Source organism: Saccharopolyspora erythraea (genome assembly GCF_018141105.1).
Classification (GTDB): domain Bacteria; phylum Actinomycetota; class Actinomycetes; order Mycobacteriales; family Pseudonocardiaceae; genus Saccharopolyspora_D; species Saccharopolyspora_D erythraea_A.
In genome coordinates this window covers 5,831,579-5,847,436 of sequence record NZ_CP054839.1, presented here as the reverse complement: position 1 = coordinate 5,847,436, position 15,858 = coordinate 5,831,579, and the positions used below count along the sequence as shown (strand labels likewise).

Annotated in this window: 14 protein-coding genes; 10 read left to right on the top strand and 4 right to left on the bottom strand. The window is 67.7% G+C overall.

What is annotated here, in order from left to right:
• Positions 1–2 precede the first annotated feature (2 nt).
• From HUO13_RS26090 to HUO13_RS26060, 7 genes are all read left to right on the top strand, one after another.
• On the top strand, positions 3–2,882 hold the full coding sequence (locus HUO13_RS26090) for a hypothetical protein (protein WP_211897675.1): 2,880 nt from the start codon (positions 3–5) through the stop codon (positions 2,880–2,882).
• Entirely contained in the window at positions 2,879–3,988 is a 1,110-nt protein-coding gene (locus HUO13_RS26085) for a CRISPR-associated endonuclease Cas1 (protein ID WP_211897674.1), read from the top strand. Before HUO13_RS26090 ends, HUO13_RS26085 begins: the two co-directional genes overlap by 4 nt.
• A gap of 532 nt (positions 3,989–4,520) precedes the next feature.
• Positions 4,521–5,345 carry a sugar phosphate isomerase/epimerase family protein gene (locus tag HUO13_RS26080; protein ID WP_211897673.1) on the top strand — a complete coding sequence of 275 codons (825 nt, stop codon included), beginning with the start codon at positions 4,521–4,523 and terminating at the stop codon, positions 5,343–5,345.
• 86 nt (positions 5,346–5,431) lie between these two features.
• Positions 5,432–6,193, top strand: coding sequence for an SDR family NAD(P)-dependent oxidoreductase (locus HUO13_RS26075; protein ID WP_211897672.1), 762 nt, complete (start codon positions 5,432–5,434; stop codon positions 6,191–6,193).
• A gap of 211 nt (positions 6,194–6,404) precedes the next feature.
• Positions 6,405–7,742 (top strand): GntP family permease, encoded by a 1,338-nt coding sequence (locus HUO13_RS26070; RefSeq protein ID WP_211897671.1) that lies wholly within the window; start codon positions 6,405–6,407, stop codon positions 7,740–7,742.
• Between the two features lie 10 nt (positions 7,743–7,752).
• Positions 7,753–9,453, top strand: a complete 1,701-nt coding sequence (locus HUO13_RS26065; RefSeq protein WP_211897670.1) for a dihydroxyacetone kinase family protein — start codon at positions 7,753–7,755, stop codon at positions 9,451–9,453.
• A complete protein-coding gene (locus HUO13_RS26060; RefSeq protein ID WP_211903165.1) occupies positions 9,446–9,913 on the top strand; it encodes a ribose-5-phosphate isomerase in 468 nt (155 codons plus the stop codon). Before HUO13_RS26065 ends, HUO13_RS26060 begins: the two co-directional genes overlap by 8 nt.
• Positions 9,914–9,921: 8 nt before the next feature.
• Here the strand turns inward: HUO13_RS26060 and HUO13_RS26055 are convergent, their stop codons facing one another.
• Entirely contained in the window at positions 9,922–11,034 is a 1,113-nt protein-coding gene (locus HUO13_RS26055) for an NAD/NADP-dependent octopine/nopaline dehydrogenase family protein (RefSeq protein WP_211897669.1), read from the bottom strand.
• A 298-nt stretch (positions 11,035–11,332) separates the two neighbouring features.
• Between HUO13_RS26055 and HUO13_RS37710 the strand changes: the two genes are divergently transcribed.
• The 3 genes from HUO13_RS37710 (at position 11,333) to HUO13_RS26040 (ending at position 14,018) form a co-directional block, all read left to right on the top strand.
• Positions 11,333–11,551: a dihydrofolate reductase family protein gene (locus tag HUO13_RS37710; RefSeq protein WP_249124059.1), complete on the top strand. Its 219-nt coding sequence runs from the start codon at positions 11,333–11,335 to the stop codon at positions 11,549–11,551.
• A 65-nt stretch (positions 11,552–11,616) separates the two neighbouring features.
• Complete coding sequence (locus HUO13_RS26045) at positions 11,617–12,528, top strand: arginase family protein (protein ID WP_211897668.1); 912 nt, start codon at positions 11,617–11,619, stop codon at positions 12,526–12,528.
• A 272-nt stretch (positions 12,529–12,800) separates the two neighbouring features.
• Positions 12,801–14,018 (top strand): helix-turn-helix domain-containing protein, encoded by a 1,218-nt coding sequence (locus HUO13_RS26040; protein WP_211897667.1) that lies wholly within the window; start codon positions 12,801–12,803, stop codon positions 14,016–14,018.
• A gap of 368 nt (positions 14,019–14,386) precedes the next feature.
• Here the strand turns inward: HUO13_RS26040 and HUO13_RS26035 are convergent, their stop codons facing one another.
• Genes HUO13_RS26035 through HUO13_RS26025 form a run of 3 tightly spaced genes read right to left on the bottom strand, consistent with a single transcriptional unit; the run spans position 14,387 to position 15,851 of the window.
• Positions 14,387–15,100 (bottom strand): Crp/Fnr family transcriptional regulator, encoded by a 714-nt coding sequence (locus tag HUO13_RS26035; RefSeq protein ID WP_211897666.1) that lies wholly within the window; start codon positions 15,098–15,100, stop codon positions 14,387–14,389.
• Positions 15,101–15,138: 38 nt separating this feature from the next.
• Complete coding sequence (locus tag HUO13_RS26030) at positions 15,139–15,408, bottom strand: hypothetical protein (protein ID WP_211897665.1); 270 nt, start codon at positions 15,406–15,408, stop codon at positions 15,139–15,141.
• Positions 15,405–15,851: a hypothetical protein gene (locus HUO13_RS26025; RefSeq protein WP_249124058.1), complete on the bottom strand. Its 447-nt coding sequence runs from the start codon at positions 15,849–15,851 to the stop codon at positions 15,405–15,407. The genes HUO13_RS26030 and HUO13_RS26025 overlap by 4 nt, the downstream gene beginning before the upstream one ends.
• Positions 15,852–15,858 lie beyond the last annotated feature (7 nt).

Here is a 15,858-nt window from a genome sequence, read left to right as displayed (position 1 = left end):
GAATGGGATCATACGTTCTGGTCTTCGACACCGAAACCACCATCGACACGCGGCAACAACTGACGTTCGGCATGTTCCGGTACTGCTACGTCAATGCCGGTGCGGTCTCCACGCTGGCGGAGGGCATCCTCTACGCCGACGACCTACCGAGCACCGATCCGGACGGTTTCGCGGTATTGCAGCGCTACGCCGCAACACGCCCGGCTGATGTGGACATGTCATTTCAGGATCGCGAGCCCAACCCGCGTATGGAAATGCTCTCGCGTGATGCGTTCGCGAACCGCTGGCTGTGGCAGGTCGCCTACCGGCATCAGGAAACGGTGGTCGGCTTCAACCTTCCTTTCGACTTTACCCGCATTGCGATCGACGCGGGTGAAGCTCGCAAGGACTACCACGGCGGTTTTTCGCTCGCCCTGTGGCGCACCCGCGACGGACGCATTAACGAATACCGCCCGCGGTTGCGTATCAAAATGCTCGACAGCAAAAAGGCGTTCATCTCCTTTTCGGGCATCGACGGGCACAAGCCGTTCGCCGGAAATTTCTGCGACCTCCGCACACTGGCCTTTGCTCTGTCGAATCGGTCGCACTCCCTGGCATCGGCATGTGAGGCGTTTGGGGTAGAACATGGAAAAATGCACACGGGCCAGCATGGTGTCATTACTGACGACTACGCGGACTATTGCCGACGTGATGTTCTGGCGTCCGTCGAACTCTATGCCGCGTTGTCCCAAGAACTCGCACGTCACGAGCTTGACACGGACGCGACCCGTCTCTACTCGCCTGCGTCAGTGGCAAAGGCATATTTCCGGAAAATGCGCATCCCGCAACCGCTGAAGCGCGGCAACATCGCCCCGGACATCCTCGGATACGCCATGTCCAGCTTTTACGGCGCACGGGCAGAGTGCCGTATCCGCCGCCAAGAAATGCCGGTCGCGGTCTACGACTTCACCAGCATGTACCCGACCGTCAACACACTCATGGGGATGTGGGAATTGCTGACCGCCGCCCGAATCGAGGCCACGCCTGCCCGCCAGCAGGTACAAGACATGCTCAACACGATCACCCTCGAATCGTGTTTCGAGCCCGACACCTGGCGGGACTTCGTCGGCATCGCGAAAATCCGCCCGAATGCCGACGTGGTGCCCGTGCGGGCGCAATACTCCGGGGGCGGTGCGCCCAACATCGGGGTGAACTATCTGACCGACGATGACGCCACCTGGTATGCGATCCCCGATTTGGTGGCCTCCACACTGCTCACCGGACACGCCCCGGAGATCCTGGACGCCATCCGCTTTACCCCGCACGGCACGGCAGCAGGACTACGGTCAACGCTGCTGCACGGCACCGTGGAAATCGATCCCGCACGCGATGATTTCTTCCCGTTCATCGTGGAAATGCGAGCCCAGTACAAGGGAACGGCTACCGGCGACTTTCTCAAGGTGCTGGCCAACAGCGGGTGCTATGGCATCTTCGCCGAACTCAACAAACGCGACCGCGACACCGGCGAAGCCCTGTCGTTTTCGGATCAGCCGCTCGGCCAGCGGAAAAACCCGGAAATGCCAGGACCGTACACGTTCCCGCCGATCGCGACCTGTATTACGGCGGCGGCCCGGCTCATGCTGGCCATGCTCGAAAAAGCCATCACCGATGCGGGCGGTGCGTGGGTCTTCACCGACACCGACAGCATGGCGATCGTGGCGGCTGAGACCGCCGGAAAGCAGCACGGAATCCGTGTGTTGTCCTACGACCAGGCCGAAGAAATCGCAGGCCGCTTCGACCGGCTGAACCCCTATGCCAGCATTCCCGACCTGCTCAAGCTCGAATATCGCGGCTGGTGCTATTCGATCTCGGCGAAACGCTACGCCTTGTACCACGTTGAAAACGAGCGGGTGGTCATCGACAAGAATTCCGAACACGGGCTCGGGCACCTGCTCAATCCGACCGACCCGGAAGCAGCCGATACCCGGTGGATTGCCCAGCTCTGGCAGTACCTCATCAGCACCGAAACCGCACGTGAGGCGACCGAACCTGCCTGGTTGGACCGTCCGGCGATCAGTCGCTATTCGGTGTCGCAACCCTCGCTGCTGCGCTCTTTCGACACCCTGAACGACGGAAAGCCGTATTCAGAACGGATCAAACCGGCAAACTTTATTCTCGTCGGCCATGCCCACCCGATCCAGCCGACCTATACGGGAAAAGTGATGCCCATTGCGCCGTACGACCCGGTCCCTGCCCGGTGGACGCACATAGAATGGCAGAACAAACACCACCCCGGACACGGGTTCCGCATCGATACCTTGGGGGAATCCGAAGAGGACATGCTCAGTATTGAAGCGGGAATCGTGTACGTGCAGTCCTATCGCGACGTGTTGCGCCTCTACGCGGTACATCCCGAAGAGAAATTCGCACAGCCGGACGGACGCCCCTGCACCAAGGGCTACCGGGGGCGACTGGTGCGGATGCACGTGCGGGCAGTCGGAACGGGCTACGTCGGCAAGGAAAGCAACGAAATCGAACTAGTGCAGCAAGGGTTGATCTCGGCCAGCTCCGCCACGCGATCCCGCACAATCGGCCGGTGGGAACGGCTTCACCGGCTCCTGCTGCCCGTGATCGGACATCTCAGCATCGATGAGCTGGCGGCAGAGCTGGGTATCCCCAGAACGACCGCAGGCTACGTTCTCGCGGGCAGGAACCCGTCTCCCGATACCGAGAGTGCCCTAGTGGCGTTCGCGTGCTCTCTGGCTGCCTCAGACCTGGGAATCGGCTACGACGACAAAGCAGACCCGCTTATTGTCCTCACCAAATGGAAAGACACGATGAGGTCACAGGGACCGCTGACCATCACAACCGTGGAGGCTGGATCACTAAAATCGGAGTCATGACAGACCCGATCACCGAAACCTTCACCCGAGAATCCCGTGACCCGTCCGTCGTCGTAGTGGACGGGCACGGGATTTCCATCACCGTCAAGAAAGGCGAACTAGTCATCAAAGACGGCATGTGCGGACGCGGACGCACCCGCACCATCGCCCGCAAGGATCGGCACGTCCGCCGTATCGTCGTCATCGGACACACCGGCCACATCTCCCTTGACGCAATGCACTGGATCAAGGGAATCAGCGTCACCCCCCACGGATACCGACGCACTGACCCAACCTCTCTAGTCGTCGTGAACCCCGAAGGCGGGCTGACAATGACGTCCGCACAATCGCCGAGAGATACGAGGGTGCATCGTGCGCAAGCGCTCTTGCGTGGCAACCCTGCGGCGCTCGACATCACCAAGTATGTTCTTGCTGAGAAGTTTCGCGGACACGGGCGCGTACTCCCAGACTGGAACCCTGAACCGTGGATCGATCAACTCATGTCCTGTGGCGATCCCCGATCCATCCGGGCCGTTGAATCCAGAGAAGCACACACGTACTTTCGGAATTGGCGACTGCAAGAACTCACGTTTCAGGGCAAAGTTCCGTATCACTGGCGTGTCTTCGACAGCCGAGTAAGCGAGCTGAACCACAACGCCAACGGAAAGCAGAACAGTCAGAAGAACGCGACCAATCCAACTAACGCGATGTTGAACTATTGCTATGGTGTCGCCAAAGCAGAAGCGGCACTAGCGTGCTACGTCCAAGGGCTAGACCCGGATTTCGGTGCTTCCCATAGTGACGACTACCGGTGGTCGATGGCGTTAGACCTAGTGGAAGTGGTCCGCCCGTACGTCGAATCCTACGTGTTGGATCTCATCAAACACCGCACATTCAGCCCAACCGACTTTGTCGAGAAAGACACAGGCGTCGTGCGAGTGCAGCGCCCTTTAACTAGCGAGCTTTCCGAACAGCGGTTGAACTTCTACCGGCAGGTTGCGCCTCATGTTGAGCACGTATGGAAGTTGGTTAACTCCACCGTGAAGGGACACAAGAACCCGAACTCCACACCACTCACGGGCACGCGTCTTCGTACGGCCGTGCTGAACGGCGTTCCACAGGAGTGAGCCGCCACCCTGGCTAGGGTAAGTAGCCAGGCTGACGGCTCACAGCGACACAGGATAGGTCAGTGAGGCCCCGCACCACAGGTGCGGGGCCTCGACGCATCACCACCCCTGTGCAGCCCAGCCGCACCACGACGACCAGCCCGACCAGCGATCACGGACCGTGCAGGCGATCAGGCGGCATTTTTGGATCATCACGTTCAGTGAGCAGGTCCCGCGAGATGGCCAGGTTCTTCATAGCCCCTTCTCGCGAGGACAGCTTCGACGCCGCGTATCGGAATACGTCAGTCGGAGATCCCGGAGCGAGAAGGCGGCTGAGGTTCCGCCACGCGTCCCACTACGCAAACCACATCTGAAACACGTCCTAGCGAGGGGTCTACCCCACGTCGACCAGGGCGGGGAGATCAAGGGGCGCCCGGACTGTCGCCTTTCCCGTCGTCGGGAATCTCGATCACCGATCCATCGAGGTTGACTGTTGACAGTCGACTGTTGTCCGCGTTGACTGTGCGGCACTGGCAGGACGAAGGGATGCCGATTGAAGACTCAGAAGTCCGAGCTCGGGTGCTCGACCATCTCGTTCCGCCACCGAGCGTTACCGGAAGCGCTCCGCGCGATCACGGGGCTCGGCCTGTCCGGCATCGACCTCGGCGGCCTGCCCGGGGTGTGCGACCACGTCCCCACACCGCTGGGCGATCACGCCGACGATATCGTCCGCGTGATCGCCGAGCACGACGTGCGGACCTGGGCGATCAACGTCGATCCCGGAGCGATGAACGACCCCGGGCTGGGCGACGAAGTCCTCAAGGCCACCGGCGGCGCCCTGGTCTCGCTGGCCGCTCGGCTCGACGCGGCGATCATCGTGCCCTGCGGTGCGCAGGCGAGGGACCCGTTCGTCGACGAGGCCGCGGACCTCGACCGGTTGGCCCGCGGCCTGCGGCTGCTCGGTGACCTCGCCGCCGCGCGCGGCGTCCGGCTGCTGGTCGAGGGCTTGCACCACCACCGCTTCTGCCACACCCGCGAACGCGCCGAAGCGCTGCTGGCGCGGGTGCCGGCCGAGTCGGCCGGGTTCGTGTTCGACGTGAGCCACGTCGTCGCCGGGGAGATCGACGAGGTCGCCTTCGCCCGCGACTTCGCCGAGCGCATCGAGCACGTCCACCTGCGCGACGCGGTGCCGGGGGACATCAACCTGAGCCTCGGCCTCGGACGCGCGGACTTCGCGGGCGTTGTCCGCACCCTCCGCGAGCACGGCTACACCGACCGCTACGTGCTGGAACTGGAAACCCACGACGTCGCCGAAGCCGACCGCGAGGTGGCCGCCGCCCGAGCCGTCGACCTCATCGCCCCGCACCTCGCCGCCTGACGGCGCCCCCCACGAGCAGCCTGACGGCACACCGAACCCCGAGAAGCCTGACGGCGCCCCGGCCCCGACCCGCAAGGAGAGAACCAATGTCCACCACTCGCACCGCCGTGATCACCGGAGCCGGCTCCGAACGCGGCATCGGGCGCGAGACGGCGCTGCACCTGGCCGGTGCCGGGTTCGCCGTCGCCGTGCTCGACATCGACGGCGCGGCCGCCGAGCGCACCGCGGCCGCGGCACGTGAGCGCTGCGGCGTGCCCGCGCTGGGATTGGCCGCCGACGTCACCGACGCCGCCTCGGTCGGCCGGGCCGTCGGCGAGCTCGAGTCCTGCGATCTGCCGCCGGTCGCCGCCCTGGTGAACAACGCCGGCATCACCCGGCCCACCCGCTTCCTGGACATCGAGCAGGCGGAGTGGGACCTGGTCTTCAGTGTCAACGTCACCGGCACGTACCTGGTCACGCAGCGGGTGCTGCCCGGCATGATCGAGCGCGGCTACGGCCGGATCGTGAACGTGTCGTCGGTCAGCGCCGAGCGCGGCGGCGGCGTGTTCGGCGGCTCGCACTACTCCGCCGCGAAGGCCGCGGTGCTGGGGCTGACCCGCGCACTGGCCCGCGAGGCCGGTCCGCACGGCGTGGTCGTCAACGCGGTCGCACCCGGCCTGATCGACACCGACATCACCGGTGGCGCGCTCGCCGGTGAGCGCAAGGCGAAACTGATCGCCGACATCCCGGTGGGGCGCAACGGCCGCACGGAGGACGTCGCGGCCACCGTCACGTTCCTGGCCGGCGAGCACGCCGGCTACATCACGGGTGCGACCTTCGACATCAACGGCGGCTCGCACATCCAGTGAGTCCGCGGGACGGGGCGTGAACAGACGACTCCCCGTATTCGTGTCGTCACCGTCCGGACGAACGCGATCCGGTCGCAGAGCGAGCGCGGACCAGCATTCCGGTCGTGGTTGACTGCCGAGAACCAGGAGACCAGCGCGCTCGAAGAACCACACCGGGAATGCCTTTTCCCGGCCTTTCCTCAACGTCGAGGTTCACGGAAAGACAAGCGTCATGCCCCATTCGATCATTCTTCTGCACACCGCGATCGCGTTGGTGGGAATCATCGCGCTGATCGTGGCGGCACGGCTGAACCCGGTGATCGTGCTGGTCCTGGGTTCCCTCTACCTGGGACTGGCGACCGGTCTCGGTGTCGAGGGGACCACCGAGGCGGTCACCGAGGGTTTCGGCAAGCTCATGGCCGATGTCGGCCTGATCATCGGTTTCGGTGTGTTGCTGGGATCTCTGCTGTCGGCCACCGGAACACTGCAAAGAATCGTGGAGGTGTTCCTGCGGATATTCGGTCGCGGAAAATCTCCGTACGCGCTCGGGCTGGCCTCCGGCGTCGTGTTCCCTGCGATCTACTTCGACGTCGCGCTGGTGATGCTCGCGCCGATCGCGCGCTCGGTGTCCAGGCGCACCGGGATCAGCGTGGCCGCCGTCGGCGGGGCGCTGGCCATCGGTCTGGAAGTGGGCCTGCTGATGATCCTGCCCGGTTCGGCGGCGCTGGCCGTCTCCGGCGCGCTCGGCGCCTCCCTGGGCATGATGCTGCTGGTCGGCGGAGTGGTCGGGATCCTGTCGATCGTCATCAGCGTCTTCCTGCACGGCAAGCTGATGCGGCGCACCTGGGACCCGGCCAAGGACGAGGCCGAGTCCGACGAGACCTCGCTGGGGATCGCCGTCGACGAGGTCGAGGAACCCAGGCGCCGGCTTCCGCTGATCGTGCTGCTGATCCCGGCGATCGTGCCGCTCGTGCTGATCGTGGCCGGGACCGCCACCGAGATCGCGGGCACCGAGATCGGCTGGGTGAAGCTGCTGTCCGATCCGGTGGTGGCGTTGCTGATCGGCTTGCTGCTGGGCTGCGTGATCTGCGGCTGCTCGCTGTCGATGCGGTCGGTCGAGCGGGCGCTGAGCCGGGGCGCGGCCACCAGCGGCACGATCCTGCTGTTCAACGGCGTGGCCGGTTCGCTGGGCGAGGTCATCAGCCGCAACGGCGTCGGCGACATCGTCGCCGGGATGTTCCACGCGAGCAGCTTCTCCCCGCTGGTGCTGGCCTGGGTGGTCGCCGCGCTGCTGCGGCTCGCGCAGGGCTCCGGGTCGGTCGCGGCGATCACCGGCGCGACCCTGCTGCTGCCGGTGGTCGGCTCGCTGGGGCTCGACCCGGTGCTGGTCGTGCTGGCGGCAGCCGCCGGTGCGAGCTTCGGCGGCCACGTGCACGACAACACCTTCTGGATGTTCCGGGGCCTGCTCGGCCTGTCCACCCGCGGCGCGTTCCAGGTCTACACCGTCGCCCAGTCGATCATGTCGATCGTCGCGCTGCTGCTCGTGCTCTGCGCCAGCGCGATCGTCTAGCGGAGGAATCGTGACCCGCCTTTTCAACGATCCGGCCCGGTTCACCGAGGATGCGATGGAGGGATTCCGCGACCTCTACCCGCGGTACGTCCGCGCGGTCGACGGGGGAGTGGTGCGTTCGGCTCCCGGACCGCGGGGCAAGGTCGCCGTCGTCATCGGCGGTGGTTCGGGCCACTACCCGGCGTTCTGCGGTGTGGTGGGGCCCGGCTTCTGCGACGGTGCCGTGGTCGGCAACGTCTTCACCTCGCCCTCGGCGCAACTGGCCTACAACGTCGCGAAGGAAGCCGACCGCGGCGGCGGCGTGCTGTTCGGATTCGGCAACTACGCCGGGGACAACATGAACTTCGGCGTCGCGCAGGAGCGGCTGCGGGCCGAAGGAATCGACTGCCGCACCGTGGTCGTGACCGATGACGTGGCGTCGTCTCCCCCGGGCGAGGAGGAGAAGCGACGCGGCATCGCCGGTGACTTCGCGGTGTTCAAGCTCGCCTCGGCGGCAGCCGAAGAAGGCCGGCCACTCGACGAGGTGGAACGGGTCGCCCAGGCCGCAAACGACCGCACCCGCACCCTCGGCATCGCCTTCGACGGCTGCACCCTGCCCGGGCAGGACCACAAGCTGTTCACCGTGCCCTCCGGGAAGATGGGGCTGGGACTGGGAATCCACGGCGAGCCCGGTGTGTCCGATGTGGATACCGGCAGTGCCTCGGAGGTTGCCGACACCTTGGTCGACGGCGTGCTGGCCGAAGCCCCGCACGGTGCGGGCGGGCGGGTCGGCGTCATCCTCAACGGGCTCGGTGCCACCAAGTACGAGGAACTGTTCGTGGTGTGGGCGCGGGTGGCCGAGCGGCTGCGGGCGGCCGGGCTCGAGATCGTGGAGCCGGAGGTCGGCGAGCTGGTCACCAGCCTGGACATGGCCGGTGTGTCGCTGACCCTGGTCTGGCTGGACCGCGAGCTGGAGCGGTACTGGTGCGCTCCGGCCGACACCCCGGCCTACCGCAAGGGTCCGCAGCCCACCGCCCCCGTCACCGACCGGAGCATCGAGCGCGAGGTCGCCGACAGCGCCGTGCAGTACCCGCAGGCCACCCCCGAGTCGGTCGCGTGCGCATCGACCGTGGTGGAAGTGCTCACCGCGGTGCAGCGGGCGATCACCGAGGCCGAGGACGAGCTCGGCCGCATCGACGCGGTGGCCGCCGACGGCGACCACGGGCGCGGCATGGTCAAGGGCTCGACGGCCGCCGCCGAGGCCGCCGCGGCCGTCTTCGCCGCGGGAGCCGGAGCGCGATCGGTGCTGGCCGAGGCGGGCGACGCCTGGGCGGCGAGGGCGGGAGGCACCTCCGGGGTGCTGTGGGGGACCGGCCTGCGCGCCTTCGCCGAACGGCTGGGCGACGACCGCACACCGTCGCGGTCCGACATCGCCGCAGGCGTGGCGGCGTTCGCGGACACCGTCCAGCGCATCGGCAAGGCCGAGGTGGGCGACAAGACGATGGTCGATGCGATCGTCCCGTTCGCCCGGTCCTTCGCCGCGGAGGGCTCCTGGTGCCGTGCTGCCGCAACTGCTCGCCAGGCGGCCGAGGACACCGCGTCGCTCACCCCGAGGGTCGGCCGCGCCCGGCCGCTGGCGGAACGCAGCATCGGCACCCCCGACGCCGGTGCCATCTCGTTCGCGCTTGTCACCGAGACGATTGCCCGAGCAGTGGAGGCAGATGATGAGTGAGGCCAAGCCGTTGCGCGTCGTCGTGGGTTCCGACGACGCCGGCCTGCATTACAAGGACGTCCTGAAAGCCGACCTGGCAGCGGATTCGCGAGTCGAGTCCGTTGTGGACGTCGGGGTCAATGGCGACGACGTGACCGCGTACCCGAACATCGCCATCGCCGCGGCCGAAATGGTCGCGCGCGGCGAGGCCGACCGCGCGTTGCTGGTGTGCGGCACCGGCCTGGGTGTGGCGATCAGCGCAAACAAGGTCAGGGGCATCCGAGCGGTCACCGCGCACGACAGCTTCTCGGTGGAGCGCTCGGTGCTCAGCAACAACGCCCAGGTGCTGACCTTCGGACAGCGCGTGATCGGCTTGGAACTGGCGCGGCGGCTGGCCCGGGAATGGCTGAGCTACCGTTTCGACCCCGAGTCCGCGTCGGCCGGCAAGGTCGCCGTTCTCTCCGACTACGAAGGGTGCTGAGGAAGGCCCTACAGGGTCGGGACGAGACTGTCCACGGCGACTGGGTGTCGATCACGGGACGAGAGCCGGTCGAGGATTTCGTCGTGGGTGAGCTCGGCCCAGCCGAGGCGGTGCAGGGTGCGTCCGGTGTCGCGGAACTGCTCGCCGGAGAGCAGGGACATGATGTTGATGGTCGAGCTGATCATCGGTGTCGGCACCGCGGCCTTGGCCGCGAGCGCTTCGAGCGGGACGAGGGTGGAGGCGATGTCCTCGCGCAGGAAGCGGTGGTCGAGCGACTCCGGTGCGGGGATCGTCTGGTACGCCTCGACGCTGCGCATGGCGTCGAGCACGCAGGTGGTCCGGCAGCCGTAGTAGCGGTCGAGGACCTGGGCCATCGGCGTGAGCTCCGCACCGTAGGCGCGGGCGACCGCCCGGAACTCCCGTTCTGCCTGCTCCAGCAGCACCACCGTCCGGTCCGACATGCCGTCGAGGTAGAACAGCAGCTCCTCGCCGCGCTCGATGCTGCCGAGGTTGGCCAGGGCGATCGGGGCGTGGGCCACGGCACCGAAGTCGGTGAGCCCGCGTTCGACCAGGTTCCGCGCCGGTTCCACCCACGGGAAGCACTCGCGCAGCAGGGGAGCGCACCGCGTGACGGACTCCTGGCGGGCACCGGAGAGCAGGTTCCACCGCTTCACACCGAGCACCGCCACCCCGTCCGCGCCTTGGGGCCGCGCTGCGAAAAGGGCGTCGGTTTCCACCACGTCGACGCCGTGGCGACCTTCGCGGGCGAGGGCCTCGGCGAACTCGGCGCTGCCGCACAGCTTGCTGGAGAACAGCACCACGACGTGGCGCTCGGTCAGGTGGGGCGCCAGCGCACGAGCGATGTCGCGGTACGCGGTGGTGATGGCGGCGACGACCAGCACACGGCAGCGGGAGGTGAGGCGGGCCGGGTCGTCGGTCACTTCCCCGACCGGGAAGCAGCCCTCCAGGGACCCGGTGGCCCGGATGCTTCCCGTGCGCCGGATTCCGTCGATCCGCGCGGGATCGCGGGTGCACAGCCGCACCGCGCGCCCGATCGAGGACAGGTAGGCCGTCACGGCCAGTCCTTCGCCGCCCGCTCCGATCACGCCGATCTCGTCCACCTGCGAATCCCTTCGCCGTTGGCGCCGCTCGGCAGGGCCAGCGGGTACCCGCCGCGCGCATGTTGCTTACGGCCACAGGTCGTGGTCATCCCGCTCGCGGTTCCTGCCGCCGCCGGGCGTGTGCGCTAGCGCACACCGAGCTGCGTCGAGGCGGAATCCGGGCGGTGAGGGGACGCAGGAGATTCGCGATGGGCAGCGTCGTGCTGGACGTGTCAATCTCCCTGGACGGTTTCACGGCCGGACCGAAAGTGCGGGAGGCCGAGCCCATGGGCGATGGCGGGGGCACAAGGACGTCCTGGTGCTGGGCGCCGATGTCGCCCGCCAGTTGCTCCGCGCAGGTCTGCTCGACGAGCTGCGCCTGCACCTCGTTCCGATTCTCTTGGGCGCGGGAACGTCACTGTTCGACGGGGAGCAGGTCGAGCTGGTTCCAGCAGGGAAGCCGGCGACCGGGACCGTGACTCATCTGCGCCTCGAGGTCGCCAAGCAAGCAGGACGTGTTTCAGAGTCCGGGGCATAGCCGTTCGTCGATCGTCGTGGAGTGCGGCGTCGCACCGACCAGATCACCGAAGGAAGGAACCAGCAGTGACGCAACCGGATTCGCCGCGGGCAGATACATCCGACGGCGGGGTCAACCTCCGGCTCCTCTGGCTCCAGTGGCAGGGTGCCGGCACGGCCAGCGTCGAGGCGTTCGCCTCCGAGTTCCCGCTCGAGGTCGCCCGCCGCGGCTACGCCGTGGGCACCGCGGTCCTCGAAGCGGTCCTGCCGCCGCACGACGGCCCCACCGCGACCGCGCCGGTCACGATGTCCGGCGAGGGCATCGAGGAGCGTGACGGAGTCGAAGCCAAGGCGGTCGTCCTCGACCAGCTCGCGAGCGCGTTCGAGGTCATCCGCCGCCACGACCCGGCGCGGATCACGACCTTCGGAGGGGAGTGCTCGGTGAGCGTGGCACCGTTCTCCGAGCTCGCCCGCAGGTACGGCGACGACCTGGCGGTCGTCTGGATCGACGCGCACCCCGACATCGGCACTCCGCGAAGCGAGTACCCGGGCTACCACGCGATGGCCGTGGCCGCGCTCACCGGCCACGGCGACCCCGACGTGCAGGAGCTGCTGCCCGCGACCGTCTCCCCGGACCGGGTCGCCCTGGTGGGGCTGCACTCCTGGACCGATGACGACTTCCCCAACGTCGCCGAATGGGGAATCCAGTCGTTCAGCCCCGGCGAACTGCGCGCGACCACGCATCCGGTGCTCGACTGGCTCAAGGCCACCGGGTGCTCGCGAGTGGCCATCCACTTCGACGTCGACGTGATCGACAGCGACGAGGTGGTCCTGGGGCTCGGTGCGGAACCGAACGGGCTCACGAGCACCGAGGTGCGGCGGATCGTGGCCGACATCGACAAGGCGGCGGACGTCGTCGGGTTCACGATCGCGGAGTTCATCCCGCGGCAGGTGATGCACCTGCGGCAGACCCTGCAGGGTTTCCCGCTCATCTCCTGACCGCCGGCTACCTCAGGGCTGTCTTCGAGCTCGTCTTGCGTGCCGGTGCCGGTGCCGGTGGCGGGGGTGGGCCGAGCGGCTGCGTGACTTCGAAGACCAACGCCAGGCGCTCAGGGCGGGTCTACGCGTGTGATCAGTCTGGAAATTCCGGCCGGGAACCGGGAGGCTGTCTCCCGTAGCGCTTCGATCGGCGTGAGGACATCGCGGTCCTCCGGCTGGCGGGTCGGTGGCTCCGTGAGTGGTCGCGCGAAACCTACCGACGGGAGCTGCCCATGCGGACCGGCCACCTCGAGACCGCCGTGCCCACCGGAGTCGACCCGCACCAGTACACCCGCGACCTGGCCCGCGCGCACGAGGCGGTGCTGTCCGGGCAGCGGCCGCCGGTGCAGCCCCGGCCGCTGATCCGCCAGTCGTGGGGACGGGTGCGCAGCCAGGGCGTCGACCCCGACCGGGGCGGGGACTGCGTGCCCGCGTCCTCCGAGGAGGTCGAGCAGCGGCGCGCCACCTGCGGTCTCACCGGGGACGCACTGCTGGCGCTGCGCACCGGGCTGGTGCCCGCGGCCGAGAGCACGGGGCACATCGTGGTCATCGTCGACGTCGACGGCCGGGTGCTGTGGCGGGAAGGGCATCGCGCGGTGTTCCGGCGGGCCGACCGGCTCGGGTTCGTCGAGGGGGCGAGCTGGGCCGAGAACGCGGTGGGCACCAACGCCATCGGCACCGCGCTGGTCGAGGACCGGCCGGTGCAGGTCCACTCGGCCGAGCACTTCGTCCGCACCCACCACGCTTGGACCTGCGCCGCCGCGCCGATCCACGACGCGGCCGACGGCCGCCTGCTGGGCGCGGTGAACATCAGCGGACCCGCCGGCACCGTCCACCCCAGCACGCTGGCGCTGGTGCACGCCGTCGCCGGACTCGCCGAGGCGCGGCTGCGCGACGCGCACCGCACCCGGCTCGACCGGCTGCGTGCGATCGCGGCACCTCTGCTCGCCAGGATCGACGGGCAGGCGCTGGTGACCGACCGCCACGGCTGGGTCGCCGCCTCCACTGGCATGCCGCCGACCGACCGCGTCCCGCTGCCGGAACGCCCCGACGCCGAGCAGGTGTGGGTGTCGGCGTTCGGGACCTGCTCGTGCGAGCCGCTGCCGGAAGGGGTGCTGCTGCGCCCGAAGGGGCAGCGGCCGGCGGCGGGAACCCGGCTGGTGCTCGACGTCGGCGCCTCCGGCCGCCCGGCCCTGACGGTGCACCGCGAATCCGGCAGCTGGACCTACCGGCTCAGCGGCAGGCACGCCGACATCCTTCTCCACCTCGCCGAGAACCGGGCGGGCACCAGCGCGGCCGACCTCGCCGAGCACCTGTTCGCCGACCGCACCAGGACGGTCACCGTCCGGGCGGAGATGTCGCGTCTGCGCAAGCGGTTCGCCGACCTGCTTGACCACCGGCCGTACCGCTTCCTGCCGGACCTGGACATCACCGTCGCGAAGAGCCCGTGAGCCATTCCGGTGGCCACGGCGAGCGGTCTCCACCTACATGGGAGGGGCTATGTCCTCTGCCCGTCTGTCTGGCGCAGTCCGATCAGACTATGTCAGGGGGCCACGGCCTTCGTGAGGGTTGGCGGGTCTGCCCCCTTGAGGCTGTCTGACAGCCCTTTAGGGCTTTCCGCAGGTCCGCGGCGGGGCCGTCCTTGTCGCCCACGCACTGACGGACAGCATCAATCAGCGGGATCAACTGTGTGACGCTGTCGCGATGGGCGTCCACATCACCGGTGACCTCGATGACAGCGGACATCGCCGTCCTTTCGTTCCGCCCAGCACGGGCGGCAAGCACCAGCCGGGCAGCAGGACAGGGGCCTCTGGCCAGGTCAATCGTGTCTTGGGAGATCGCCGGGTGGCGGCCCCTGACTGTCGGCGTAGCTGCGGAGACTTTCCCGGCTTGTGACGGTGATCTTTCCTCGGTGCAGGCGGAGGAGTCCTCGATCGGCCAGTTCGCCGAGCGCGGTGGTGGTGCGTTCCCGGGTGGCGTTGACCAGACCGGCAAGCTGCTGGTGGGTCAACCGAACCGGCTCAGGAGCTGTTCCCGCCGGCACCCCTTTGCTCAACATCCACAGCGTACCCGCAAGGCGTTCCGGAAGTGTCTTGCAGGCGAGGTCGGTCAACCGGTGCTCAAGCTCGGAGATGCGTTCGAACATGTGCTCGGCTATCCGGGTGGCGATACGCGGATCAGCCAGCAGCAGCTCCCGCACGTCCTGCGGGCTCATCAGGCACAGCCGCGAGGGCTCGAGCGATTCCGCCCAGTTCCCGCCCATACGCAGCCCGACAAGCGGAACCTCCCCGAAGACGGATCCCGGCCCCAGCACCGCCGTCGTGACCGCCTGCCCGGCCGGGCTGAGCGTGTACAGCCGGATCCGGCCCCGTTTGATGATGAACAGCGTGCCCGTCGGCCGCTCCGGGCTGAAGACCACCTGCCCCGAGGGCACCTCGCGCAACGGGGCACGCGCGCCCAACTCGGCCATCTCCCGCCGAGACAGATCACGGAAGAGGTCGACTTCGGAGAGGCAGTAGAACTCGTCAGGCACCGAAGCCTCCGGTGATGGCCGCTGTTCACCAGCAACCATCACCCTTGGCCCTGGGGGTTGTCCAGCTTGTGCACCAGCTCCCGCAGCGACGGGTTGCCCAGCGCGATCGTGACCTCGCCGAGGCGGTAGGTGGGTGTGCCCACGAGCCCCTCGGGCATCGGCCCTTTGTACTCGGAGAGGTCGATCACCTCCACCGGCTGGCCCGGCCGCACGCGGCGTACGCTTTCGGCGAGCCTCACCGCGGTCCGGCAGCTCACGCAGTCAGGAGCGACGTAGATCCGCAAGACCGCGGTGCTCGTGCTCGTCACGAGTGACTCGCCCGGTGACGAAGCGCGGTCAACACCATGCCCGTGACAGCGCCGTAGAGCAAGTGCCCAAGAAGGCTCCACATCGCCGTTGCCCCCATCTGGAACACCGGCATGCCCAGTCCGGCAGGCATCAGCAGCAGACCGCCGATCACCCACCACACCGCACCGTAGGCGATCCCGGCCCCCACAAGCGGGCCGAGCTGGGTGAACGGGGTGACCAGGCCGAAGCCCGCCCCGAGGATCGCCGAGATCGCCAAGTGCACCACGATCCCCACGCCGGCGTTGGAGCTACCGACCAACATCGCAACCATCGGCAGCATCTCCAGCGCCGCCATGAGGATGCCGAACACGATCCCGCCACCAATTCCGGCGATCGCCCCGTAGAGCGTCCGGGACACGACGAACTGCACAGGGTGGTGTGCGGGATGAGCAGCAGTTGACATGATGAGC

Coding starts and splice junctions, on each gene's coding strand:
- HUO13_RS26090 (WP_211897675.1), top strand. CDS start 3: ATGGGATCATACGTTCTGGTCTTCGACACCGAAACCACCATCGACACG.
- HUO13_RS26085 (WP_211897674.1), top strand. CDS start 2,879: ATGACAGACCCGATCACCGAAACCTTCACCCGAGAATCCCGTGACCCG.
- HUO13_RS26075 (WP_211897672.1), top strand. CDS start 5,432: ATGTCCACCACTCGCACCGCCGTGATCACCGGAGCCGGCTCCGAACGC.
- HUO13_RS26070 (WP_211897671.1), top strand. CDS start 6,405: ATGCCCCATTCGATCATTCTTCTGCACACCGCGATCGCGTTGGTGGGA.
- HUO13_RS26060 (WP_211903165.1), top strand. CDS start 9,446: ATGAGTGAGGCCAAGCCGTTGCGCGTCGTCGTGGGTTCCGACGACGCC.
- HUO13_RS26040 (WP_211897667.1), top strand. CDS start 12,801: ATGCGGACCGGCCACCTCGAGACCGCCGTGCCCACCGGAGTCGACCCG.
- HUO13_RS26025 (WP_249124058.1), bottom strand. CDS start 15,851: ATGTCAACTGCTGCTCATCCCGCACACCACCCTGTGCAGTTCGTCGTG.